Below are 23094 nucleotides of genomic sequence, written 5' to 3'. Positions count from 1 at the left end.
CAGTTAATTCATGCTCTACTAAATTAGAAAAACGCAACTCTGAACTGTGCAAAGGCGTGTCAGATGTCGACCACGGCAGACTCACCTTTGCCTCAAAATAAGTTTCACCAAGTTACAATCAACGATGCAACTTTACAAGTTTGCATCAGCTTTTGTAACCTAAAAGTGGATACCCCTACCAGATCTCACTTTTAATATAGTTCTATATATCAATACATTAGAAGTAAATGACATTTTACAAACGAAACGCCTACTTAATATTATGTAATGATTTGTGTATTGAAATTACCTAAGGACTTTTAGGCATGGACTCTTTAAGCGTCACATCTTCCAGATACACCCATCGGCAACACAATCAAGATCCGTTAAAGTTTTTCATTGTTCTCATGGGTCTAGAACCATATAAAAATGATTTACATCGTGAAAATCAATCGTTAAGCCTTTTATCTGGTATTGTGTTGTACAGACATTTATCGAAGCCCGACCAAAGAATAGTAACGAGTAGTGTGTTGAATTTAAAAAACAATCGCTTGAAGTCTAAACTCTATGGAATGATAGGCCAAATCGGCGCAAATCCATACTGGTTCTGCTGGTCACTAAGTGATTCTGAGTTAAAAAGTTATTATAATTCAAACAAGAAAATCTCTGACTTACTCAGTAGCCCTGGCTTGATGTTCCAACGATTTCAGTCGGAGTGTTACCCGCTGGCGTATATTCTGTTTTTAATGAAGGAATGAAAACAACAGTGACCAAAGGTCTAACGAGTATCGTTAGTTCGAATAAGGTGTTAGAGACAGCGAAAAAATTGGGATTAAGAAAGCAACTTGTAGGTGAGTCAGGGCGAATGCTTGGCGCTTTTGTGATAATGATTATTGGTTTTAATGCAATGCAAACCAAAGGCATGAAAGATGCCAGAAAAGAGCTGATCCTCAGAGGTCTAATCAATCCTTCGGAGTTATAATGATTATAGCAATATTGGGTCTTTTCGGTGGGTGCACTTTACTCTTCTTTTACTTGCAAGGACTAAAGACAGAGCTAAGAGAGGGCTCATCCGGTATAGTTAAATTCAACGCTTTTCCATTCAACGTAGCGATGTTGATTGGTGTTATTGTCGGCTGCTTATTCTACATCGTGATGGCTGTAGACAGTTTGGCTGTGGTATCAGCGACGATAGCGATAACATGGTTTATCTTACGTATATTTCGCGATCGAATAATTCGTGCACTCTTAAAGGGCCTATGAACTACTATCTACCCTTTGATGTTTGCTTCGAGTTCTTAGTATCAAGTTTGAAGTGCGACACTTAGAGTAACTGCTATTTTTGAGTGTGTTAGAGTGCTTTTTGTTTCAGTGAGGTACGTACAGTGTCAGTAATTCAATTTGTCAAGTTGTGGAAAAACCATCCATACCCAAAATCTCCTTGTGATAGGGCTCATTTTCCTAATCAGTGTGCTATTCGTACGGGTTGCTCTGGAGGAAACAGGTATCGACACTTCAAGTTTTGACCAAAAATATCCTAATAGGCGCTGCTACCCTGGCTTTAAACATAGTCCTAGACACATTTTAGCAGCCCAAGAGTTAGCAAATTGGATCTCTGTTAAGCCTAATATATTTGGAAATAAAGAGCTTATTAAAGAGCAAAGAGAAAATCATTAATGGGTCGGAGAGGGATTATCTTTATCAGGAATGGGTGGGGTAGTACCGATCACATTGACGTTTGGGATGGCGAGCATATGAAGGGAGGCGCCCCTGATTGGATTAATCTTGGTGATGAAGTTTGGTTTTGGGAGATAAAACAGTGAAACAAACAACTACGCTACTTTTATCGTTTGTTAGTTTTTCTTCCTTAGCATTTAATCTGTCAGTTAACAATGGATCATCTTGTACTTTGTTTGAAGAGTCTACCATTTTTGAAACAAAACTAACTTCTCAATGTAATTGGGCAGTTAATGCTCAAGGTGATTTACAGACACTCAGTGTAAAAGGTAACAAAGTAGCCATTCTTCTAGGCCAACCTATATCTTCTAATCAAGCTGAAAAATGGGGGGGTGAGTGTCGAACAGAACTGTTCTCTTGAATCTGTTGGTGTAATGATTGATGAGGTTTCAAAAGTAATCGCGGTCAGTAAGCCGCTTGAAGGGGCATTGTTGTGCCCGGTTCTTCCTATAGATGATGTGTTTTTCAAAAGCTACAATTGGTCTCTCTAGCCGCTATACATAACAAAGCATTTAAGAGTGATTCCCAACGCGTGGCATTTTCACTGTGTGTTGGTTTCGGTGTTTAAGGTGGCATCAGTATTGCGTTGCTCACCCCTTAACAGGGCGTTAGTCGCCAGAAAAAGCTAGCAATCAAAATCATGTTTCTAAGCTTAAATGTGTGATTCATAGAGATGGTTTCACTTTTCTTAGCTGAAGATCGAGCTTGTAATTCTGCTCTTGATACCTCTCTTTCTTGATCTCGTAGTTCTGAGATACCTCTTCAGACAAAAGGGTTTGATCAGAATCTTAGTAATCCTGTCTATCCGAGGTTAGCCCATTTAACGAGCTGTGGGGCCGTTCCTAGGTGTAGTAGTGTTGCCATTCAGCTAGCAGCAGGTCCAGTTCTTCCAACCCCACATAGACATCTATGGTCGGATAGAACTCACTTTTATCTGTTTTCTGCGAGAGTTCCATTTTACCATTCAAGTGAGGTGAACCAGGGTTATTTGGGCGAAACTTGATCCCATAAATCATGAGTTGTTTCTGGACTTTCTCAGCAAAGAATTCACGCTCTCTGTCCGTCTGAATACGCTGGATAGGAAATGGTATCTCTTCCACGACACAATCGATAAAGTCAACTGTATTTGCTGCTGTGCGCCGAGAGCAGCACCTTAGAACCCGATAGCGAGAGCAGTCATCAATAGCTGTATAATGGTAAATTCCAGGCGCTATTTTACAGGTGTTCATGTGGACTCTATCACCAGGAATTGGGCGCTCATATCTTTGGAAATCTTTTTTTCGTCGGTAAGTTACGATGAGTTTGACTGGTGCTTCGTATAAAACTTTATGGAGTGTCGCTGTGCTTAGATGTATTTGGTGAAGTCGGATTACTTTCGTTTGTATACGCCGCGCCCCTAAATTGCCTTTCTCACGCATCGTAACGATCAATGCTCTTAGCTCATCATAGAGCTTGGCAACTGGAGATGAATGAGGGCGTCTGCTCTGGCTTTCCAGACCAGCGATTCCATACTGCTTCTATCGCCTAGCCCACTTATGTAATGTTGGTCTGGAAATACTACAGCGTCGACATACCAGGCCTGCATAACCACATTCCTCATACATTTTTACCCACCGTAGTCTTTGTTGGATTTCTCTGTCCATAGACACCCAGCATAGTTGAAAGAATGTCTATGAATCACACAGTTTAGGATAAAGACTCTAAAATCTGAAGGGGCTGGTTTGTGTACGGATAGCGTCTTGGTTGTAGAGGTTTAAATTAGAGACATCCTTTAAAACATGATAGGGCCAAGCTTTGAAAGTTAACTCTAGTCACTTCGTAATATCTTGTATTTGAGGTTGAAAATCCTCCCCTATGGCTGACCGATAAATTAAATTCTTAGCTAACTCACGCATCACTTTAGTACGCATTGACATAAAATGATTTATTTTGTCTCGGTCGACACTATAAGTAATTAAATGAATCAACCCCATTCTCATGTGTTAACTTCAGTTTCTTGCGGAGTTTCTTAATATACTGTTTATCGTCATCTTTTTTGCCCTTGCAATCTCCTGGCTCAAACACATAATTAATTAGTATATCTTCCAATTGTTGATATTTTAGAGGGTGCTCGTCATTTTTCGGCGACGTGAATTACGCTGAAGCCAGTCCGTAACCACTACTAGTTCTTCATCGGATTGAGTAGTAATCAGAAAGCTAGTTGTAGATAGAATAATCAACATCTTTGGTATATTCTTGGGTTTTTCGTCGTCATTTGTGTTTGGGGTACATAGATAATTTGACTCCCTTCTGGATCATACCCTGCACAATTTCGAGAACCACAGTATAAAAATATCATACTAGTCTCATACTCTTTAGTCCGGAATGTGACTTTGTCATTTCCATTGCTTTTTATAACTGCTATCACATCATTTTCTCTAGTGACGCCTTGTTTTTCATGATTGGATATATGACAATAAAAATGAATTTTGCTAAAAGCAATCCTCAAGATACCTTTAAATATGATAGATATTTATCTTCTATTTTCGTTGGATTTTTAGTATTTAACCTAAAGTGCTTTTGACCTGGCTACTTTTCTGGCTAAAAATTTTACGTATATTTGTACTGATTGATATTCTAAAAAATGAATATACAAACACGCATCCAAACGAAAGAAGCTAAAAATCTACAATATTATTTAAGATTTATATAAAACCTCATAAATAATTTCTTGGAAGCTTCGCTCTAATAAATCGCCATCAAGACCTAAGGTTCTAAAATATCCATGTTTAAATTCTGTGCTAGCACAGTATAAACATTCAGTAATTAAAGCAGTAGCTCCCGCGCTGTCAACTAACTTCATATAATTCCCTTTTAAGACTATAATGGAATATTACTTTGTGATAATTTTAATAATTAACTTTAACCACGAAGGTCGCTATTTAATTGAAAATGCCAAGCGTTTGAGTCATTCTTAAGGGATTTTATAAAAGCCGACGTATGTTTACCACCAAGGAAAATACTTTGCTATTGATGTACTCAAAGAAACAGCTATGAGAAATAGCAAACCAAACATAAACATAGGATACATGGTGAAGTTTGTTATAAAATTAAAGTATTTTTGCTCTAGGCCTAGTAGTATTAACTTTGTCTTCTCGTCTGATTTTGCTTTAACTCTTAACTGCCAAGTTTTATGAGGTAAATACTGGGAGCCACTAATCCTTACAAAGAAAATAACGAGTAAAGAAAGAACCCGATTTACCGACGGTGAAGATGTTCCCATATACGTTATTGCCAGAGTAAAAGTTAACACCCCGAACCTGTATTGAGGAAGTTAGCCCACAGTTTAAATTGTTCGCTAACTAGTGCAATGTACTCGTTTGTTCATTCTATTTTATCCAATCACGGTTTCCTCATTGTTACTCTTGAATAATTTAATACATTTCATAGCTGCTACTTGAAATTTAAGTTGGCTAAAACACTCTTAGCAGCTCTTCTTCAAACCGAAGCCCACGCAAGTCATAGTGGTCACATAAGTGTTTAAAAGATTCAGTGGCATACAGTCTTTGACAACCTTCAAGTCGTGATTTAAATAGATATCGCTTCTCGATATCCGATTCTTCGAAATAAAGTATTTCGTAACCATCTTCGATGCCATCAAGATATTTCTTCACGCAAACAGATTCGTCTTCTTGGCCAAAGGAGAGGCAGTTAAAGACATAAACTTGTTCCTCTCCGACAGTTACCAATAGAAACTCACCTTCATTTTCTAAGGTGGGTTTTAATATTTCGTAAGCACGATGGGACAGTACTAGGTATGTCATAGACCACAGCGACACATCAGGGATGTCAGCGTTAGTTCCTAAAACGTCATCGAATGAGCCGGATACATTTTTCCAAATATCTAGTAATGACGTGTTCTGAGAGCGCTGGCGGTGTATGGTAATTAGATGTTGTTTGCCTATGGCACCGAAGAGTTCCGTTGGACCTAATTGCAAAGCCTTGTAATCATGCGGCGCCTCTTTCAATTGGTAGACGTTCATTATTCATCATTCCAGTTCGGGTTTTTGCTAGAAATCATACCTTCGGGGTAAGTAGAAGTTTTTAATTTAATTTTGATATTACGAAGACGGTTAATGAACACATCTTTTTTAAGAGAGTTATTGCTTAAATTTGTAACTACCCATGCTTCATAGTCATAGCGATGAACTTTCTTATATGCTTCAGCATCTGGAGAACTCCAATATCCTTTGTTTTTCACATTTCTAGGTAACCAAACACCATTGGATGGGTCATTGATTCCAAGACCAAGCGTATGAAGGTTGCGTGTTACAAAGATCATTTCCATTTTTCGGAAATGCCCAGTTCCCATAATAATATGGTGGCTTCATGTCGTTTAGTTTGCTTGGTGTCACCGATACTGGGTAGGTATCTTGCCAAAACACGGGTAAGGTGATGAGGTTCATCCATTAAATCGTCTGGCGAAGTCACTGCGCTTCGCTCTTGATATTCTGTAAGTTATTTTGTAATGATACCGTGCATTTAAGCTACGTCTCAAGGTTTTGAGGTGTTTCAAATCTTCTTGAGAATCTTTGAAAGATTTAGGGTTGTCTCATCCAAGTTTGATTATAAAGTTTAATAGTTGAAACCTCATATCGGTGTACAGCTAGTTCAAGTGCCATTGGATTTTGGGACGTAGTGGTACAGAAAGTGATTTGCCTCTAGGTTGCACAACATAATCTCCATTTCCGATTGTGCGTCTATCATATGCACAACTACAGATAGCTTCAACGCTAATTAGTTGATATTGTAATTAGCTCTCAAAAATGTCCTTGGTTGTTTATAACTCTATAGATGGCAGCTACTTGTGAGTGCATTAAGTTCTTTGAGAACACACCTACAGAAGCTAGTGTGTATTACTTATTCAACATAATTGAAAATTTTGAAAAATTGATTATATTTTGTATGATCTGACATGCATATATCTTTAATGTTTGATTTGTCAATAATATTGTGGGGCGTCTATGTCTGGAAAATTTGAACTTTATAAAGATACAGCGGGAGAATATCGCTTTCGTTTAAAAGCAGGAAATGGACAAAATATCTTAGCTAGTGAGAGCTACACAACAAAACCAAGTTGTGAGAATGGCATTGACTCAGTGAAAAAGAAGGCGCCTGACGATTCAAAATATGAAAGGAAAGAAACAGCGGCTGGCAAATACATGTTCAACCTAAAAGCTGGTAACTATCCAAGGAATCTAAAGCTAGAGGTAAACTTGGCAGAGGTGGTTTAGCTATGTTTGTCATTTTGGGAGCTGTTGCGTTTAATAAGTCTGAATTAAAAAAAGTAAATACAGAGTTAGAAAATCGAAGTGTGCGATTAGTTTCGGGGCTTCATCAATGATTTCAAATATTATTTCTTATGTGCTTGTCACTGTCTTCGCTATATGGTTGTGGAATGATGCTCCAGCTCAACATAGAGATAACCTGTTCTATGTGGCCGTAGTATGTTCTCAAATCGGTTTCTTTATTTATTCTCGAAAGTTAGAGAAACTTAAAAACAGGTTAGACGACTTGGAAAATAAGCACACTCTAGAAACAAAAAACTAACAAGGTATTTAAGAGTGATTTCCAACGCGTGGCATTTTTATGTCATCGTTGGGTTTTGTATTTAAGGCGTATAAGTTAGTGTGGTGGTGACGCTGCTCACACCTTAATGCGGCATTAGTGCGGGTTTGGCGTCGAAGGTCATAAGTTTTGGTATTTATCTGTGTTGGCGCTCGTTTTTACACCTTTCAGTTTGTGTCTTTCATGTTCTTTCCGGTGGCACTATATATGGATTGTTCGCTTCGATTTCATCGTTTACGGTTTCTAACTATTAGCCTACTTCTTTGGAGCTTCTTCGTTTTCGCTGTACTTCCTAAGTTAATCTTGTCGTTTTTCGGGTGTTGCCATAAAAGTGCGATGAATGAATCCTTTTCTAATTTGAAGCCAGTGAAAGTAGGGCAGTTCAGTGCATTTTTCTTCTAGTCAACTCTCGTCCATTAATCGAGTTGAAGTTTTGTAGCTGCCCGTCTCACTTCAGTGTTCAAATTCTTTCATATTATGCCACTTTTCAATATTTTTGAGCGTATAAATAGAAGTGGCGCATGTACGAACAAATTGCTTAAGAGTGATTCGTAACGTGTGGCATTTTTACTTTACGGTGGCTTATGGTGATTAAGGCGCTGTGCGGTAGCTTATTATTGCGTTACTCACACTTTAGCAAGGCGTTAGCATTCATGGAGAAAAAGAATGTCTCACAAAACAGAAGTTCGTTACTGTTCAGATTGCGGTACGGATACTCATCACGTAGTTGTCTTGGTCAGAAAGCCGAGTGCTTTTAAAGGTGCCAAAAATCAGAAATTTAAGGAATTTATAGCAGGCGCGATTAAAGGCTGGGCTCTTGGAGCATTTGTTGCCTCTATGGATGAGTTTGAACGCCACCTAGTTTGTGAAAAGTGCGGTAAAAAGACAGTAGAAGGTTAGCTACCTATATAACGTAGAAAATTTATAGTATAACTTGGTGCTGAATGCTAACAAACGCTTTAAGACGGATTCGCAACGCGCTGCATTTTCACTATGCGTTGGTTTTAGTGTTTAAGGTGGTATGCGGCGGCTTCGGTATTGCGTTGCTCACCCCTTAGCAAGGCATTATTGCCCAGAGGAAAAATGAAGCATAAACAAAGAGAGCTGTTAGCATATATTGAGTTGGAAAGTGGTACTGTTTTGATTGATATCGTCAAACTGACTCGAAACGGTCGCTCTTATTATTTTCAAGGTAAAAGATGGTTACGCAATCAATATGGATTAGGTTGCGATGATTGCACATCAGAATCTGGGGATAAGCTAAATATTTCCATTTTGAATCGAAGACATGCTCCTAAGTGGATTGAGGGCACAGTGTTGCGTGTATCTGAAAGGGCAAAAGAACGGTATGAATTTTGGCTATCAAATGGGCGCTGACAGCGTAGCCGTTAGCTCAGTGCAATAACAAACTATTCAAGAGGGATTCGCAACGCGTGGCATTTTCATTATGCGTTGGTTTTAGGGATTAGAGTGGTGTGCGGCGGCTTTCGTATTGCGTTGCTCACACCTTCACAGGGCGTTAGCTTTCTTTGGGAGAATGAAATGAACCAATATTTGATCGAACCAGAAGTTCCTGGAAGCTTGGGTGAAAATACGCTGGCAAATTTCGATTTGCATCCACCGACAATAGAAAAGCTACATTTTCAGTTTGATGGTTGGTTAGGTGATGATTTATTGACTTCATTTCCATGCTTTTTAGTCTCTGAGCGTTTAGCCATGGCCTTACGCTCATCGCAGTTGTCAGGATACAATCTGGAAGTGGCTGAAATATCTATTTCTGACATATTTGAAGAACTGTATCCAGAGTGTACGTTACCTCGTTTTTCGTGGTTCCAAGTCTCTGGAACCATAGATAAAGACGATTTTAGCGTGACAGATACTGGGCTACCCTTAGTTTCTGAAAGGGCACTGGTTTTGTTACAAAAATATTAACTAAAAAATGCTGACGTCGTAGAGTACGAAAGCTAACAAAGCATTTAAGAGGGATTCCCAACGCTCGGCAGTTTCAGTTCAAAGTTTTAGTGCGGTGTTTATGGCACTATATTTCGGGTTAGGCGGTGAGTTGCTCACCACTTAATGCGGCGTTATACGCAGGGTGAATTTTGCTTCTAATTCCTTGCGTCAAAGGCTCCTTCTCTGTAGCTTATCGCTTTGTTTTATATGCATTAGTTCCTCTTAGTTTTGCTAAATCATTAGGTAATGGACTCCAAGCCTTCATGCCAAAATTCTAAATTTGCGAGTGTTTTGCGTATTTCGGTGATTGCGATCGCTTGTTTCGTTTTATTCCGATCACCTGATCCTGCCGTTTTTCTCTCTTCCTATTTTTACTCTAAGTGATCGGATTGCGCCAGTTTTCTCATCGACTCACCTCCTAGTTCTGTTCGATGACTATTATGTACCAGCCGATCCATGAGAGCGTCTGCGACGGTTGCGTTGCCGATCATGTTGTACCACTCTTTTACAGGTAACTGAATAATGACGATTGTGCTGCTGTTTTGGTAATGATCTTCGAATACTTCCAGAAGATGGCCTGCATGCTCTTGAGTCAGTTTTTCCATCCCCCAGTCGTCAAGGATCAGTAAGGCTTTCTTAGCCTTCGATTGGAGTTGTTTTTGATAGCTGCCATCTAGACGTTCTGCGGTCAGAGCATCAAGCAAGCGAATTAATCGGTAGTACCTGACGGTTTGTTGTTGGTCGAAGGCACTGGTTGCCAGTGCGCAGCCAAGATAGGTTTTGCCTGCGCCTGTTGGGCCTGTGATCAAGATGTTCTGATGCTTGTAAAGATAACTACCCGTCATAAGTTCGCTTATCTGTTGACGATTGAGATTTCGTCCTTCTTTGTAGATGAGTTGGCTTGGCTTCGCATCTACTCTCAGCTTGGCTTGTCGCTTTAGACGTTGGATTTTGGTCTGAGTACGATTCAAGATTTCACTTTCCAGAAGCAGGCTTATTCTTTCCTCGAAGTCCAACTCTGCGTAGGTGCTTAGTTGTTCCTGTTGCTGCTCTAACGATTTTACAGCATGGCTCAGGCGGAGAGTTTTGGTTTGGTCGTTCAGTGAGTTCATGTCTTTTCTCCTAGTGATAACAGTTCGGGCCACGGACATTGCTATGAACTAGGTTCGGCGTGCTCGCCTTGTCTTTGCTTAGTTGCCCTTCTCGATTATTTTTCAGTAGATTGCTGATGAAGGTGTAGTTCGGTTTTGTCAGCATCAGCGCATCGTTACAGGCTTGCTTTAAGCGCGATTCGCCATGCGCTTTGTTCAGATTGAGCAGCTCAAGGCAGGAGCGATACGACTGCTCTGGATGAGGCTTGGAGTTGAGCATCTTATTAACGGCTTCTCGCATAGCTGGGCCGATATTGGCTCCCTTAGTTGAGCAGGCGTCCAAGCGACCACTTCTGATGTTGATGATTACTCGGCATGTGCTCTGGTTGGGTGCTGTTTCCGCGCTCTCTTTGGCTGAGTGGATGCTGGGCGACCAAGTTACCTTGATGGTAGATCTGCACGAGACGGTTGTAGGCTTCCAGTTCGACATGGTGACCTACAAGTTGATGTGGCACGAGTAGTGGTGGCGGCGATATTCGATGTGATAATCAGGCCCGACTTTGGCTCGTTTGGTTTAGGTATACAGGTAACGCTGTATTTTTTTGGGGAGGGGGAACGGAGGCTTATCGAGTTTGTCGAACAACGCTTTACGACTTGCACCATACTGTTTCATCTCACGTTGGTTTAAGTCGTTCATAAGCTGACGGATGGCGAGATTCAGTTCCTTGAAGGTATGGAAGGTTTGTGTCGTAGCCGCACCATGATCCAGCGCTCTACTAAGAGTTCGGCATTCTCGGCCTTCGCTTTGCCTTTTGGTTTGCAGGGACGAGCTGGCATTACGGCAGTTTGATAGTGATTCGCCAGTTTCTGATAACTCTCGTTAAGCCTTGGCTCATATTGGTTAGCTTTGGTGACCGCGCTACGCAGATTATCGGGAACCAAGTGTTGTGGTACGCCGCCGAGGTGCTCTAACGCATTGGCGCGCCTCTAACCTGTATGACTTACCTTGGCTTGAGAAGGCTTCAACATAGGTGTAATTGGACGCGCCCAAGGTCGCCACGAACACTTCTGCTTCTCGTACTTCGCCTGTGTCAGGATTGACTACCTGAAGCCGAAGCCCACAGTAATCGATAAACAGCTTGTCACCTGCCACATGGAGCTGACGCATGCTGCGCTTTTAGGTTTTGAACCAACGAGTGAAGTGCTCGCAGAACTGAGTGTAAGCGTAAGCTTGCTCTTGATATTGCTCATGATGTTCCTGCCACAACAACATCTTCGTCATACCTTTACGTCTGAGTTCGACTGCGTATTGAATGGAGTCTGGCATGACTTTATCGCGACTGGCTTTGTTGCCGTGATACAGAGCTTGAGTGAGATCAGCATCGCTACAACTTTCAGGTAGAGGCCAACCAAGTTGGCTTTGTTTAAAGCGAGTAAGGAGTTCCGATATGGTGGAAGGGCCGAGTTTAAGGCAAGAAGCGATGCTGCGATTTGAAAGACTGCAGTCGTACTTAAGGCGTAATACCTCTCTTATTTTGTTCATTGGATTCCTCTTTTTGCCATTGTCGCTTCCTTACTTACTTGTTTAAGAAGTAAAGAATAGCGAGCTATTGTTCTAAAAGAGGAAAGGTAGGAGTTCGGGCTTTCCGATCGCGGTTTTCGCTATTCCGATCACCAATTTCGGAGTTAGGTTAAAAGTGATCGGATAATCCCGAAATGACTGATCGGAATGTTCCGAAATATGCAACTTGTGAGCTATTTTCGGATAAAGCGACTGTAAACACGCCCCGTTCTGGGAAATGAGTAATGAACTCTTTTTTTTCTTCAGGTGTGAAAGGCGTATCTAATACAGTGTATAAACCTTCAATAATGATGGGATTGAGGACGTTTGTAATGCCTTCAGCATCACCTAAAGTTACCTGACGTACAATTAAATTCATGCCACTTAGCTCCTATTAAAATTAGGGCTGTTTTGTACATGAGTTGGAGACTTGCGGCAACAAGTAACGTCATTAAGTCGTAAAGAATATACCTATTACACTTAAACGGCGGTTAATAGTGCTGATTGTTACTTTAGTATTTCTGATATATCACTTTTTAAGTGACGGCTTAACTTCTACAGAATATTTCCACATCACGATCCCGTTTTCTACAAGATCATAACTCGCGCTTTGACCCTCGGAGTTGAGTACAAATACCGGCATTTCCATCCTTGACGTAGCGCCATCTCGGTTGCATGACATGGTAGCTTCAAGCTGTATGCTATTTTTGCTCGGTTCTGAAAGGGTTCCTAAGTACGTGCAGCCGTCGACAAAACTGGTTTTGCTTTTTCCTTTAGAGGATATTTCAAAAGTCGGAAAAATGAATGTTGATTGAGGCTCTGTTACTACCACATTGACTTGATAGTTCGTCGCTGAAAAAGCATTGAAATGAGCTCCAAGCATAAGTAAGAACAAGATTTTTGATTTCATAAACTCTTCTTTATTTCGATATTACTAGTTTGGTTACGGCGCTATTAACGTGACCACTTAATCTAAAACTTTACTGCGGAAGCATTAAAAAGGATACAAAGGTAGAGTAGTTGAATATGGTTAATCGGCCGTAAATAGTTTTATTAAGCGATTTTACATACCTAAAAGAGGTAAGTTCTTTCGCTTTTGATAGGTTAATGCTAATTCTAAACAGGTCTTGATTGAAGCTTCTGGCAAAGGTGCTGATAAAGATAGAATTATTGCTCGATTACCCTGAAACTCAAGTGAGTCACTATACAGTTCGCGGAATGTGTCGACGAGCTTAGTTTGGCAATTAAAGAACAGATAATAACGACTAGGCGTTTTCTGTTTCCAATCCATCCTTACCGGGCTACCTGTTTTCACACTGTAGCTTGGCTCTCCCCATTTTAGAGATTCTTCAACTTCCCCCAGTTTTAATTCAGAAGCGATAGTTAAGACGATATTTCGTAGCTCTTCTATCCGAATACGCACATGTTTTGGATGCTCATCAAATCTTGCCTTCACTGCATGGTTCATTGGTATCTCCTATAAATAGCGCTGTTTTGGGGTGAAGCCCAAGCATACTTTGGCTATGTAGCAATTACGTCATAATGTTATTAATCAATAAATCTAGCACATAGCCAAAATACTAAGCGTAAGGGTTTCCCTCGGTTACGTTTAGGATGCTCTGGGTGAAAACATGATGATTGACATGCCAAGCATAGCGACAGAAACCCCCACTATGTCCCAGAGCGTTGGTCGAACGCCGTCGATACACCACAACCATAGAATTGCGACAAAAATATAGACACCACCGTAAGCGGCATAAACTCTGCCAGTTGCGGTAGGATGTAAAGATAGAAGCCAAGCAAACATAGCAAGGCATAGCGCTGCTGGTACCAAAAGCCAAACTGACTTATCTTCCTTTAACCAGAGATAAGGTAAGTAGCAGCCTAATATTTCTGCAATGGCGGTTATAAAGAAAAGCCCAATGGTTTTGACTTCAGTCACTTAAACATTCCTATCTTTCTCTACAAATATATGATGCTTGTTAAATGGGCAATTGTTCGACTCATTACATTTCGCCCAGCTTAATCTTGGATTGAGCCTCACTCACGGTTTGTTTACCGAATAACAAATCCATCATCGAAATGATTCGTTTGTTGTCTTTACCCCATTTATCTGGATTCGCGCTGTTTGGTGCTTTAAATTCAACTTGTCCTACTTTTTCGTTATTTTTGTAGGCTTTGATCTGAGCATCAGCGATAAATGTTCTAAAATCCCAGCTCCAGCGTGATACGTAAGTAAGTGTTAGCTCAGAGCTAACAGGAGGCGTGCCGTCGCTTACGACTGTGCATTTATGGGCGGTATCCAAACACCAGTCTTGCATCGAATCTAAGAAAACATCTCGCGTGGCGTTGTCTTTTACGATGGTGATTTCCTTGCTCTGATTTTCTTTCGAGATTGTTTCTACCGTATACTTTGGTGCCGCACATGCGGCTAATAGAATAGGCAAGCTTAGAATGATGAGTTTTTTGTGCATCTTATGTCTCTTTTTTAAATTTATATATTCAAACAACTTCAAGATACTGAGTTCAACGAGAATAACTAACAAGCATGGCAACAGTTATTAACAAAACCTTTAGAGTCGAAGGGTTTGTTTCGGGAGTATGCCAATGTCTCGAAGCAAAATAATTAGTAAGAGATTGCTATAGCGTTATGTTAACTCTTGAACTTATGTCCGTATCAATGTTCAGAATTCTTCGCATTGAAGTTTTTGAAGTGCAATTCTAACGGAATTTTAAATTGCTGCATAATGCTCAATTAAGAGGAATAGGGGAGCTTATCGTTAAACATAACGTGTAGTTCTGTAAATTGCCCCCTAAGACTAAGCTAAAAGGGCCTAATGTTTTAAAATAGCTTCTTGTCTATTCTGTTGTGTGAGTTTTCAATGTTGTCTCATACTAGCCACTTAAAAGAGCGCTGTAAGAACTCGTCTGCATTATCAAGGACGATTTCGCCGTGAGCCATAACCAATATATTAGGTTTCCAAGACAGCAATTTATTTAAGTGTTTTCGAGCCTCTTGTTTGCTAAACATAAAACTTAGGCGCCAATCCAAAGGCATTTTTCCATTCGGAGCAAGAATACCGGCCCCTTTAGCCACAAACCGCTGCCAGTAGTTAAAGTTCTGGCCAGAAAAATTCTCGACGAGGTCAGTAACAATTAAGGTCTTTGAACGTCGATGATAAAACACACACTCTTCCATTAATGGAGAGCCAGAAAATAGTTCTTGTTCAATCTCAGAGTTCCAAGCATTACCGCCTTGGTTAAGTGAAGCGTGAAAGTGTATATCACGGCACTTCTTAATGACTTCATCTGTGCCATAAACTTCTGCGCTAGGATAGGCAGATACCCATTCAGATAAGAACAAGTGGTGTAAATGATTAGGAGCGATTAAGTATTTCACTTGGCCTAGATTGTTGATTTGCTCTCTAATCGAATTTGATAACTTAATTGGACTATGAATCCAAAGGCCACCATCAGAAAGCCTAACAATAGTCATACGAGTGGTGTATGGGAGTCCTAAGAATTGGACGGGATCTCCGTCAAATATCCATATCTCATGGGCTAACTTTTTCATGTCTCTCCAACCGTTAACACTGTATTAAGGCGGCATTTAAGTTACTCAAAAGCTGCCTTGTTGCACAATAAACGCTTCGCTAAGCGTAAACCAAAAATATTAGGTTTACCAAACCCTTATTGAGTGCAGCTGTATATCTTTGAGTATTTTTATACTGAACGGGCGTAAAGTAGTTTTAAGAGGATCATTTGACTTGATAGAACAAAACCCCGCTATTTTTGAGCAGGGTTTTGCAATTAGATAAAGGGGCTAACCGATGATGAAGAAGAAAATCGCGGTTGCAACAATACCAATCAACGCATAAGGAAACTGTGTGGTTGCGTGTTGCATTGCTGTACAGCCCGAACCTTGTGCAGATAACACGGTTGAGTCACTAAAGAAACAAGAGTGGCTCCCTGCCGCTGATGCTGAAAGCAGCGCTGCAACGGTTAAGTGTAGAGGCACACCAAGCTGTTCGCCCAAAGGTAGAACAATTGGCATCGCTACTGCAAACGTTCCCCAAGACGATGCCGTTGCAAATACCAACGCGCCCGTAATCATAAAGATAATCGCCGGGAAGTAAGACGCTGACAGGTAAGGGCTGACGGTCTCAATGACATACTGCGTGACGCCCAATGAGTCGTTGACCGATTTCAACATGAAACCACCAATAACGGTCGCAAGCGGCAGTAGCATAACCTTAATGCCATCATAAACAGCTTCGAACATGTCGTTCATCGAGATCAGTTTTTGTGCGCCGTAAAAGCTAATAGTAAAGATTAGCGCGACGAAAACACCAGCAAGTAGATCGATACCAAAGTACCAACTTGCGGCAACGAGTACGATCATCGGCAACAAGAAGTTGACAAGGCCCATGGTTGGGTTGGTATGTGCAGATACATCGGGACCAAAGTCGACATCTGTTGCACCGTCTGGACGAACTTGACCATTCTTCGCACGCTTTTCTGCCTTTTTCATCGCACCTAGATCTGGGATCTTTTCCATTGCAACCAGCAAAACAATCACCAGCGTTACCCAGCCGTAAGCCATGTATGGAATAGCTTCAATGTATGCTTTGATACCATCTCCCGCTTCTGCTACTCCGTTTGCTTCTAGCAACGAACTGAAGAAAATTGCCCAAGTGGAAATCGGTACGAGGATACAGATAGGCGCGGCGGTTGAATCCACAAGATATGAGAGCTTTTCACGCGAGATTTGGTAGCCGTCCGTAACTTTTTTCATTGAGGAAGAAATTGCAATCGCATTCAAATAATCGTCGATAAAGATCAGAATACCTAACGCAAAGGTCATCAGCATCGATTGCTTACGGCTTTTTACTTTCGTGACCAACATGTCGGAGAAGCTTAAGATACTGCCGCCTTTCTCCAAAATAGCAATTAGGCCGCCCATCAAACCACAAACGAGGATGATCCAGGCAATAGTTTCATCCATCATTACACTCATGGAAATATCAACAATCTGTTCTACCGCTTCAGTTGGGTTAAGCAGAAGAACACCGGTAATAGCGCCGCTAAAGAGGGCTTCCACAGTTCGGTGTGTTGTCAGCGCAAAGACCAATACCAACGCCGTTGGTAAAAGACTCATCCATCCGTAGGCTTCGCCTTCCTCATGGTTCAAACCGATTGTGGTAAAAAAGACAAACGTCGCAACCGAGATTAAAGAAACAATAATGTGTTGAGAGTTGATTTTAAGAGGCGCATCCAGCGCCTTGGTCTGCGTAGTCATAAAGTTCATTTCCTTTGTTTATGCCGAGTGCAACATCCAGTCGATTTCCAATGGAGTAATAGCTCGCTCAAATTCTGCGAGTTCACTCTGTTTGCAAGCTAGATACAAATCGATAAAGTCTCTTGAGATGTATTGAGCCAGCTCACTGTGCTCCAGTCGCTCTAGAGCTTCTGACATACGCAGAGGTAACTCAATTGCATCATCACTGAGAGTCGGTGGACATTGATCTTTGGTGTAGCTTTCACTCGCTAATACTGCGGAAAGTACTACTGCAGCGAGAATGTATGGGTTAACGTCAGCGCCTGCTATACGATGCTCTATACGGCGATTTTTGCTATCGCTGATAGGCACACGCAACGCAACACCGCGGTGGTTTTCTCCCCAATCGGCTTTGGTTGGGACGTAAGCGCCAGGAACAAAGCGACGGTAAGAGTTAACGTTAGGACAGATTAGGGCCATGGCATCGGATGTTTGTGACAGCATCGCTGCCATGGTTTGATAGAAGAAGGCGCTCGCTTGACCGTCTGGCTGGCTAAAGTGGTTGTTACCATCTGTATCAACCAAGCTGAGGTGAATGTGCATGCCATTACCCGCTTGCTCACTAAAAGGTTTCGCCATAAATGTGGCGTCAAATCCGTGCTGATGAGCGACTTGGCGAATCAAGCGTTTTGCGATGATGATTTCATCACATGCTCGAAGTACATCTTTAGAATGGTTGAAGTTGATTTCGAACTGCCCTGGTGCCGATTCAGATAGGGCTCCGGAAGTGTTTAAACCTTGTTCTAATGCAATTCGATTAAGGTCGGCCAAGAAATCAGCGTAGTCATCTAGTCCATCAAGGTCGTAAACCTCGGTATCTTTTTCTCGAGTTTTTTTCGTGGGGTTAATTGCCGTTAATGGTTCGCCATTTTCGCCGCGGGTTTTGTCTATTAAATAGAACTCCAGCTCGAGCGCGACACAAGGATATTGGTCTTTAGCATGCAGTGTTTGCAATATAGAAGCGAGAATGTTTCGGATGAACAGTGGGTTAGGGTGCTGCCCGGTTTCATCCATCATACTAAGCAGTAGCTGACCAACTTGTTCTTTTGCCGTCGGCATTAAGGTGCCGCTGATTGGATAGCAGAGATTATCTGGCTCTCCGAGATCTTCTCCCAACCCGGCCGTTTCAACGACGTTACCTTTGGTATCTAGGGTGATGGTCGAAAGGGGGAGGGCAACACCTTTATTCAGTTTTTCTAGAGCATCTATCGGGATGCGTTTTCCTCTTGGGGTGGCATTTATATCGGTAAAGATGAGATCGATAAATTCAATATCGGGCCATTTTTGTTTAAAATTTTGTACTTCCTGTAGATACGATTCCATTTTCTTCTCCAAATAGCCTGACGAGTAGAAATTAGAAATAACCAAATTAACAAATAAATTACAGCACTCTGAGCGAGCTGTTTGTTTTTTAGGTTATTTTTAATTTAAACATGTACTTACACTGTGTTTTTGATGTTTAACGGCTGGTTTTTATGTCTTTCTGTTAACTATTTTGTAACAGTTGGTTTTGTTTTGTTCAATATAATGAGCATAAATATTCAGTTTTGAAGCCTAAAAAGTGCTTCAGATCACGTTGTGACGATAATAATGGTCATCTGTGTTGATAATTTTGTACATGGTTTGTAGGGTTTGTGTTAAATAAATTGAACACGGACATATCATGGCAGATACACACAAACCCATCATTGGTGTGGTTAGCTGCGCTAAAGAGTTGGGTGGCTATCAGATACAAGCGGTCAACGACTTTTACCTTCGCGCCATAAAGGATTTTGGAGGACTACCGATTATGTTGGCTCCCGACATGTCGGGCGATGACGTAACCACCATCCTAGACATATGTGATGGTTTTCTTTTTCCTGGCAGCCACTCTAACGTTGCGCCACATCGATACAATGCAACGCACGAAGAGAGCTACAAAGATGAAGCTCGTGATGAGCTCTCATTCACGTTAATTCGTCATGCGGTTGACCAAAACATTCCGTGCCTTGGTATTTGCCGCGGCTTTCAAGAGATGAATGTCGCACTCGGTGGCTCGTTAAACCCAGCCGTTCATGACTCCGGCTTCTATGACCATCGTGAAGCGCCTGTTGAAGATTTCGAACAAAAATACGCGCCAGCACACGCTGTACTAGTTCAAAAGCAGAGCTTATTTGAACAATGGCTGGTGCAACATCATTGGGAAAATACCACCTTCTTTGAAGTGAACACACTACACAACCAAGGCGTCGATCATCTTGCTCCTCTATTACAAGTAGAAGCTAAAGCCCCGGATGGCTTGGTAGAAGCATTTAGTCTTCCTAATCAAAAATTTTTCGTTGGCGTGCAGTGGCACCCAGAATGGGAAGCAAAAACCAATCATTTCTCTCAAATTTTGTTCAATGAATTTATGATGGCTACCTCTCGTTAAACGTTTGGAGCTGTATGAATGGACAATCAAGAGATTGGTAAAAATATTGTTCAGTTACGAAAAAAACATGGATTGTCACAAAGGGAACTAGCCGAGCGCGCTGGTATTACCCACAGTGCAATCTCATCCATTGAAAATGGAAAAGTGAGCCCGTCGGTCAGCTCACTACAAAAAATCGTTAATGTATTTTCTTTATCGTTATCAGAGTTTTTCACTTTTGAACAACCTTCGAACGAGGAAGTGAAAGTAGTCATCAAGCCGTCAGATCTTGTGGAAATCGGGAGCGAGACGGTGTCCATGAAACTGGTAACGAATGGCGACAAAGATCAAGTCATCGGATTCTTGATCGAGGAATACGCACCTTATGGAACCACTGGTGCGGCAGAAATCAAACACGAAGGCGAAGAGATTGGCACCGTATTAGAGGGTGAAATCACTCTGGAATATAAAGGGCAATCTCATGTCATAACAGCGGGCGAGTCGTACATTATTGATACGACGAAGCCCCATCGATTTACAAATCACACAGACAAGGCTTGTCGAATGATAAGTGCGCATACGCCAACCACATTTTAGTGGGGGCTTGCCTTGTGTGATCACAAGGAGAGCGTATGAAAACCCAAGAGCAATGGATTGAACTAAAAAACAATCTAAACATCGAAAACAGGGCGTACATTAACGGTGAATACAGTGCCGCTTTAACAGGGCAAACCATCCCGGTAGTTAACCCAGCAGCAGATGAGATATTCACCGAAATCGCCCGTTGCCAAAATGAAGATGTTGATCTCGCGGTTTCATACGCTCGCCAAGCATTTCAATCCGGTCAGTGGAGCGAGAGCAGCCCAGCTCATCGCAAAGCAGTGCTTAAACAGTTTGCTGACTTGATTGATCAAAACCAAGAAGAATTGGCTCTGCTAGAAACGCTTGATACCGGTAAGCCTATCTCTCACAGCTTCTCTACCGATATTCCTGGCGCGGCGAGTGCATTACGCTGGTACGCAGAAGCAATCGACAAAGTATACGGCGAAGTTGCCCCAACCGAAAAAGATGTACACGCTTTTATTTCTCATCAACCAATTGGTGTGGTTGCTGCGGTTGTACCGTGGAACTTCCCCCTTTGGCTTGCGTGCTGGAAGCTTGGTCCTGCTTTAGCCGCTGGTAACAGCGTGATTCTAAAACCGCCTGAAAAATCTTCTCTCACCGCGATATTCCTAGGTCAACTTGCTTCTCGAGCGGGATTACCAACAGGCGTTTTCCAAGTCGTTACGGGTTTTGGTCATGAAGCTGGCGACGCGCTGGCGAAACACCAAGACGTAGACTGCATCGCCTTCACAGGCTCGACGCGCATTGCAGGTCAACTGATGGTCAGATCGGGTGAGAGCAACCTAAAGCGTGTGTTTGCAGAAGCGGGCGGCAAGAACGCGAACATCGTGTTTGAAGATTGTGATGATTTAGACCGCGCAGCAGCAGACACCGCCGCAGGGTGTTTCTACAACCAAGGTGAGGTGTGCGTCGCGGCAACCCGCCTGCTTGTTCACGAAAGCATCAAAGAGCAGTTTATAGAAAAAGTTATTCAAGCGTCGAAAGCGTTCACGCCAAAAGACCCAATGGACCCAAGTTCATCAATGGGTGCGCTCATTGACCAAGATCATAAATCAAAAGTGTTGGAATACATCTCGTTAGGTGAATCAGAAGGTGCAAACGTACGTTGTGGCGGCGATGTCGATGGGCAGGGCGCATTTGTTTCCCCAACCATTTTAGACAACGTCGACAACAAGATGCGTGTCGCTCAAGAGGAAATTTTTGGTCCGGTGCTGTGTGTCATTCCATTCAAAGACGAAGCGCAAGCAATTGAGATCGCTAACGATTCGAAGTACGGCTTAGGCGCGGCACTCTGGAGTAGCAATATCAACCGCGTTCATCGCGTAGCAAAACGGCTGCAAGCCGGCTCGGTTTGGGTTAACAACTACAACGAAGGTGACATGACGGTTCCATTTGGTGGATTCAAAATGAGCGGAAACGGTCGAGACAAGTCTCTCCACGCGATTGAAAAATTCACCGAAACCAAAACCACTTGGATTCGCCTCCATCCTTAAGCCTGCTGACGATTACGATAAATAAAGGAATAGTTCTATGAACAAGCATACGGATTCGTTCTACGCGCACTCTGTGCCAAACATGCCGGAATACCCACAATTGCAAGACAACATCGAGTGCGATGTGTGTGTAGTCGGTGCGGGATTCTCTGGTCTTTCTTCTGCACTACACCTTGCAGAAAAAGGTTTTAAAGTCGTTGTGCTAGAAAGCGCAAAAGTGGGCTTTGGAGCAACTGGTCGTAACGGTGGCCAAATCGTTAACAGCTACAGCCGAGATGTTGACGTGATTGAAAGCCGTTACGACCAAAACCAAGCCAAAGCTCTGTGCGATATGATTTTTGAAGGCGGCGATATCATCCGTGGCCTGATCGACAAATACGACATCAACTGTGATTACAAGCAAGGCGGCTTGTTCACGGCACTGAACAGTAAACAACTCAAAGGGCTAGAAGAACATAAGAAGAACTGGGAGCGTTACGGCAACGACCAACTGACTCTGCTTGACGCAGGAGAGGTAGAACAAGCGGTAGGCACTAAAGTATACACTGGCGGCTTACTGGATATGCGCGGTGGTCATATTCATCCGCTTAAACTCGCGTTAGGTGAAGCCGCTGCGTTTACGTCTCTAGGTGGTCAAATCTTTGAGCAGTCGGCGGTCGTGTCGATTGATAAAGGTATTAACCCAGTAGTGAAAACGGCGAAAGGCAGCGTGAAGAGCAAGTACGTGGTACTGGCAGGTAACGCCTACCTTGGTGGTTTGGCACCAAACATCAGCAACAAAGCGATTCCGTGTGGCACACAAGTGGTGGCGACTCAGCCTTTGAGTGATGAGCAGCTAAAACAAGTGCTGACCAGTGACTACTGCGTTGAGGACTGTAACTACTTGCTGGACTACTTCCGCTTAACCGCCGACAAGCGTTTGTTGTTCGGAGGTGGTGTGGTTTACGGAGCACGTGACCCAGAAAACATCGAAGCACTGATCCGTCCGAAGATGGAAAAAGTCTTCCCACAATTGAAAGGCATCAAGATTGATTACACCTGGACAGGTAACTTCTTGCTGACTTACTCACGCATGCCGCAATTTGGCTCGTTTGCAGACAACATTTACTACCTACAAGGCTACAGCGGTCACGGTGTAACGTGTACTCACCTAGCAGGTAAGTTGCTGGCCGAAGCTCTGACCGGACACGCAGAACGCTTTGACGCGTTTGCTGCACTGAAACATTACTCCTTCCCGGGGGGCCGCCACTTCCAAATTCCGTTTACGGCAATGGGCGCGGCTTACTATAACCTACGTGACAAACTGGCGATTTAAGAGATAA

21 protein-coding genes and 3 pseudogenes are annotated in these 23094 nt (G+C 42.3%); 10 read left to right on the top strand and 14 right to left on the bottom strand.

The genetic code is table 11. From position 1 onward, the window contains the following. The first annotated feature begins 733 nt into the window (after nt 1-733). Nucleotides 734-961: a hypothetical protein gene (locus tag R7127_RS11610; RefSeq protein WP_033905180.1), complete on the top strand. Its 228-nt coding sequence runs from the start codon at nt 734-736 to the stop codon at nt 959-961. A gap of 837 nt (nt 962-1798) precedes the next feature. Then, nucleotides 1799-2077 carry a hypothetical protein gene (locus tag R7127_RS11605; RefSeq protein WP_262585002.1) on the top strand — a complete coding sequence of 93 codons (279 nt, stop codon included), beginning with the start codon at nt 1799-1801 and terminating at the stop codon, nt 2075-2077. Nucleotides 2078-2381: 304 nt separating this feature from the next. Here R7127_RS11605 and R7127_RS11600 read toward each other — a convergent pair. The 4 genes and pseudogenes from R7127_RS11600 to R7127_RS11585 form a co-directional block, all read right to left on the bottom strand. Next, a pseudogene (locus R7127_RS11600) lies at nt 2382-3359 on the bottom strand (DDE-type integrase/transposase/recombinase). Nucleotides 3360-4393: 1034 nt separating this feature from the next. After that, nucleotides 4394-4558 (bottom strand): hypothetical protein, encoded by a 165-nt coding sequence (locus R7127_RS11595; RefSeq protein WP_161781338.1) that lies wholly within the window; start codon nt 4556-4558, stop codon nt 4394-4396. Between the two features lie 610 nt (nt 4559-5168). Then, nucleotides 5169-5738, bottom strand: coding sequence for a hypothetical protein (locus R7127_RS11590; RefSeq protein ID WP_033905183.1), 570 nt, complete (start codon nt 5736-5738; stop codon nt 5169-5171). Then, on the bottom strand, nt 5738-6067 hold the full coding sequence (locus tag R7127_RS11585) for an AHH domain-containing protein (protein ID WP_081248153.1): 330 nt from the start codon (nt 6065-6067) through the stop codon (nt 5738-5740). The genes R7127_RS11590 and R7127_RS11585 overlap by 1 nt, the downstream gene beginning before the upstream one ends. A gap of 652 nt (nt 6068-6719) precedes the next feature. On the opposite strand from R7127_RS11585, the gene R7127_RS11580 reads away from it, so the two are divergent. From R7127_RS11580 to R7127_RS11565, 4 genes are all read left to right on the top strand, one after another. Then, nucleotides 6720-6989, top strand: a complete 270-nt coding sequence (locus R7127_RS11580) for a YegP family protein (protein WP_225452469.1) — start codon at nt 6720-6722, stop codon at nt 6987-6989. 1000 nt (nt 6990-7989) lie between these two features. Then, nucleotides 7990-8223: a hypothetical protein gene (locus R7127_RS11575; protein WP_033905186.1), complete on the top strand. Its 234-nt coding sequence runs from the start codon at nt 7990-7992 to the stop codon at nt 8221-8223. 183 nt (nt 8224-8406) lie between these two features. Next, nucleotides 8407-8700 carry a hypothetical protein gene (locus R7127_RS11570; RefSeq protein WP_033905187.1) on the top strand — a complete coding sequence of 98 codons (294 nt, stop codon included), beginning with the start codon at nt 8407-8409 and terminating at the stop codon, nt 8698-8700. Nucleotides 8701-8865: 165 nt separating this feature from the next. Further along, nucleotides 8866-9255, top strand: a complete 390-nt coding sequence (locus R7127_RS11565) for a hypothetical protein (RefSeq protein ID WP_033905188.1) — start codon at nt 8866-8868, stop codon at nt 9253-9255. A 392-nt stretch (nt 9256-9647) separates the two neighbouring features. Here R7127_RS11565 and istB read toward each other — a convergent pair whose 3' ends face one another. From istB to R7127_RS11515, 10 genes and pseudogenes are all read right to left on the bottom strand, one after another. After that, nucleotides 9648-10388, bottom strand: a complete 741-nt coding sequence (istB, locus tag R7127_RS11560; protein ID WP_033905189.1) for an IS21-like element helper ATPase IstB — start codon at nt 10386-10388, stop codon at nt 9648-9650. Between the two features lie 10 nt (nt 10389-10398). After that, nucleotides 10399-11910 (bottom strand): annotated as a pseudogene (istA, locus tag R7127_RS11555) (IS21 family transposase). A gap of 193 nt (nt 11911-12103) precedes the next feature. Next, a pseudogene (locus tag R7127_RS11550) lies at nt 12104-12307 on the bottom strand (histone acetyltransferase); the annotation flags it as partial. A gap of 150 nt (nt 12308-12457) precedes the next feature. Continuing rightward, nucleotides 12458-12838 carry a hypothetical protein gene (locus R7127_RS11545; protein ID WP_033905190.1) on the bottom strand — a complete coding sequence of 127 codons (381 nt, stop codon included), beginning with the start codon at nt 12836-12838 and terminating at the stop codon, nt 12458-12460. A 153-nt stretch (nt 12839-12991) separates the two neighbouring features. Then, on the bottom strand, nt 12992-13396 hold the full coding sequence (locus tag R7127_RS11540) for a DUF1801 domain-containing protein (RefSeq protein WP_033905191.1): 405 nt from the start codon (nt 13394-13396) through the stop codon (nt 12992-12994). Nucleotides 13397-13537: 141 nt separating this feature from the next. After that, nucleotides 13538-13870 (bottom strand): YnfA family protein, encoded by a 333-nt coding sequence (locus R7127_RS11535; protein ID WP_005377819.1) that lies wholly within the window; start codon nt 13868-13870, stop codon nt 13538-13540. A gap of 64 nt (nt 13871-13934) precedes the next feature. After that, nucleotides 13935-14402 carry an Sbal_3080 family lipoprotein gene (locus tag R7127_RS11530; RefSeq protein WP_005385757.1) on the bottom strand — a complete coding sequence of 156 codons (468 nt, stop codon included), beginning with the start codon at nt 14400-14402 and terminating at the stop codon, nt 13935-13937. A gap of 416 nt (nt 14403-14818) precedes the next feature. Then, nucleotides 14819-15502, bottom strand: coding sequence for a DUF4336 domain-containing protein (locus R7127_RS11525; protein WP_033905192.1), 684 nt, complete (start codon nt 15500-15502; stop codon nt 14819-14821). Nucleotides 15503-15751: 249 nt separating this feature from the next. Next, nucleotides 15752-17227 carry a Na+/H+ antiporter NhaC family protein gene (locus R7127_RS11520; RefSeq protein WP_172563301.1) on the bottom strand — a complete coding sequence of 492 codons (1476 nt, stop codon included), beginning with the start codon at nt 17225-17227 and terminating at the stop codon, nt 15752-15754. Nucleotides 17228-17245: 18 nt separating this feature from the next. Further along, a complete protein-coding gene (locus R7127_RS11515) occupies nt 17246-18589 on the bottom strand; it encodes a glutamine synthetase family protein (protein WP_017820915.1) in 1344 nt (447 codons plus the stop codon). Between the two features lie 340 nt (nt 18590-18929). On the opposite strand from R7127_RS11515, the gene R7127_RS11510 reads away from it, so the two are divergent. From R7127_RS11510 to R7127_RS11495, 4 genes are read left to right on the top strand one after another with little or no spacing between them, the layout of a single operon-like run. Then, nucleotides 18930-19676: a gamma-glutamyl-gamma-aminobutyrate hydrolase family protein gene (locus tag R7127_RS11510; RefSeq protein ID WP_318148404.1), complete on the top strand. Its 747-nt coding sequence runs from the start codon at nt 18930-18932 to the stop codon at nt 19674-19676. An 18-nt stretch (nt 19677-19694) separates the two neighbouring features. Further along, on the top strand, nt 19695-20252 hold the full coding sequence (gene puuR, locus R7127_RS11505) for an HTH-type transcriptional regulator PuuR (RefSeq protein WP_054730171.1): 558 nt from the start codon (nt 19695-19697) through the stop codon (nt 20250-20252). 35 nt (nt 20253-20287) lie between these two features. Next, nucleotides 20288-21772, top strand: a complete 1485-nt coding sequence (locus tag R7127_RS11500; protein ID WP_318148403.1) for an aldehyde dehydrogenase — start codon at nt 20288-20290, stop codon at nt 21770-21772. Between the two features lie 37 nt (nt 21773-21809). Then, nucleotides 21810-23087 carry an NAD(P)/FAD-dependent oxidoreductase gene (locus tag R7127_RS11495; RefSeq protein WP_025766732.1) on the top strand — a complete coding sequence of 426 codons (1278 nt, stop codon included), beginning with the start codon at nt 21810-21812 and terminating at the stop codon, nt 23085-23087. Nucleotides 23088-23094: the final 7 nt, after the last annotated feature.

Origin of the sequence: Vibrio sp. 1159 (assembly GCF_033340395.1) — a bacterium.
GTDB classification, from domain to species: domain Bacteria; phylum Pseudomonadota; class Gammaproteobacteria; order Enterobacterales; family Vibrionaceae; genus Vibrio; species Vibrio alginolyticus.
The sequence above is the reverse complement of the archived record's forward strand: the minus strand, read 5'-3'. Positions and strand labels throughout refer to the sequence as shown.

Excerpts from the sequence above, each read along its gene's own strand:
- R7127_RS11610 (WP_033905180.1), top strand. The coding sequence starts at position 734 with ATGAAAACAACAGTGACCAAAGGTCTAACGAGTATCGTTAGTTCGAAT.
- R7127_RS11595 (WP_161781338.1), bottom strand. The coding sequence starts at position 4,558 with ATGAAGTTAGTTGACAGCGCGGGAGCTACTGCTTTAATTACTGAATGT.
- R7127_RS11590 (WP_033905183.1), bottom strand. The coding sequence starts at position 5,738 with ATGAACGTCTACCAATTGAAAGAGGCGCCGCATGATTACAAGGCTTTG.
- R7127_RS11585 (WP_081248153.1), bottom strand. The coding sequence starts at position 6,067 with ATGGGAACTGGGCATTTCCGAAAAATGGAAATGATCTTTGTAACACGC.
- R7127_RS11580 (WP_225452469.1), top strand. The coding sequence starts at position 6,720 with ATGTCTGGAAAATTTGAACTTTATAAAGATACAGCGGGAGAATATCGC.
- R7127_RS11575 (WP_033905186.1), top strand. The coding sequence starts at position 7,990 with ATGTCTCACAAAACAGAAGTTCGTTACTGTTCAGATTGCGGTACGGAT.
- R7127_RS11570 (WP_033905187.1), top strand. The coding sequence starts at position 8,407 with ATGAAGCATAAACAAAGAGAGCTGTTAGCATATATTGAGTTGGAAAGT.
- R7127_RS11565 (WP_033905188.1), top strand. The coding sequence starts at position 8,866 with ATGAACCAATATTTGATCGAACCAGAAGTTCCTGGAAGCTTGGGTGAA.
- istB (WP_033905189.1), bottom strand. The coding sequence starts at position 10,388 with ATGAACTCACTGAACGACCAAACCAAAACTCTCCGCCTGAGCCATGCT.
- R7127_RS11545 (WP_033905190.1), bottom strand. The coding sequence starts at position 12,838 with ATGAAATCAAAAATCTTGTTCTTACTTATGCTTGGAGCTCATTTCAAT.
- R7127_RS11540 (WP_033905191.1), bottom strand. The coding sequence starts at position 13,396 with ATGAACCATGCAGTGAAGGCAAGATTTGATGAGCATCCAAAACATGTG.
- R7127_RS11530 (WP_005385757.1), bottom strand. The coding sequence starts at position 14,402 with ATGCACAAAAAACTCATCATTCTAAGCTTGCCTATTCTATTAGCCGCA.
- R7127_RS11525 (WP_033905192.1), bottom strand. The coding sequence starts at position 15,502 with ATGAAAAAGTTAGCCCATGAGATATGGATATTTGACGGAGATCCCGTC.
- R7127_RS11520 (WP_172563301.1), bottom strand. The coding sequence starts at position 17,227 with ATGACTACGCAGACCAAGGCGCTGGATGCGCCTCTTAAAATCAACTCT.
- R7127_RS11515 (WP_017820915.1), bottom strand. The coding sequence starts at position 18,589 with ATGGAATCGTATCTACAGGAAGTACAAAATTTTAAACAAAAATGGCCC.
- R7127_RS11510 (WP_318148404.1), top strand. The coding sequence starts at position 18,930 with ATGGCAGATACACACAAACCCATCATTGGTGTGGTTAGCTGCGCTAAA.
- puuR (WP_054730171.1), top strand. The coding sequence starts at position 19,695 with ATGGACAATCAAGAGATTGGTAAAAATATTGTTCAGTTACGAAAAAAA.
- R7127_RS11500 (WP_318148403.1), top strand. The coding sequence starts at position 20,288 with ATGAAAACCCAAGAGCAATGGATTGAACTAAAAAACAATCTAAACATC.
- R7127_RS11495 (WP_025766732.1), top strand. The coding sequence starts at position 21,810 with ATGAACAAGCATACGGATTCGTTCTACGCGCACTCTGTGCCAAACATG.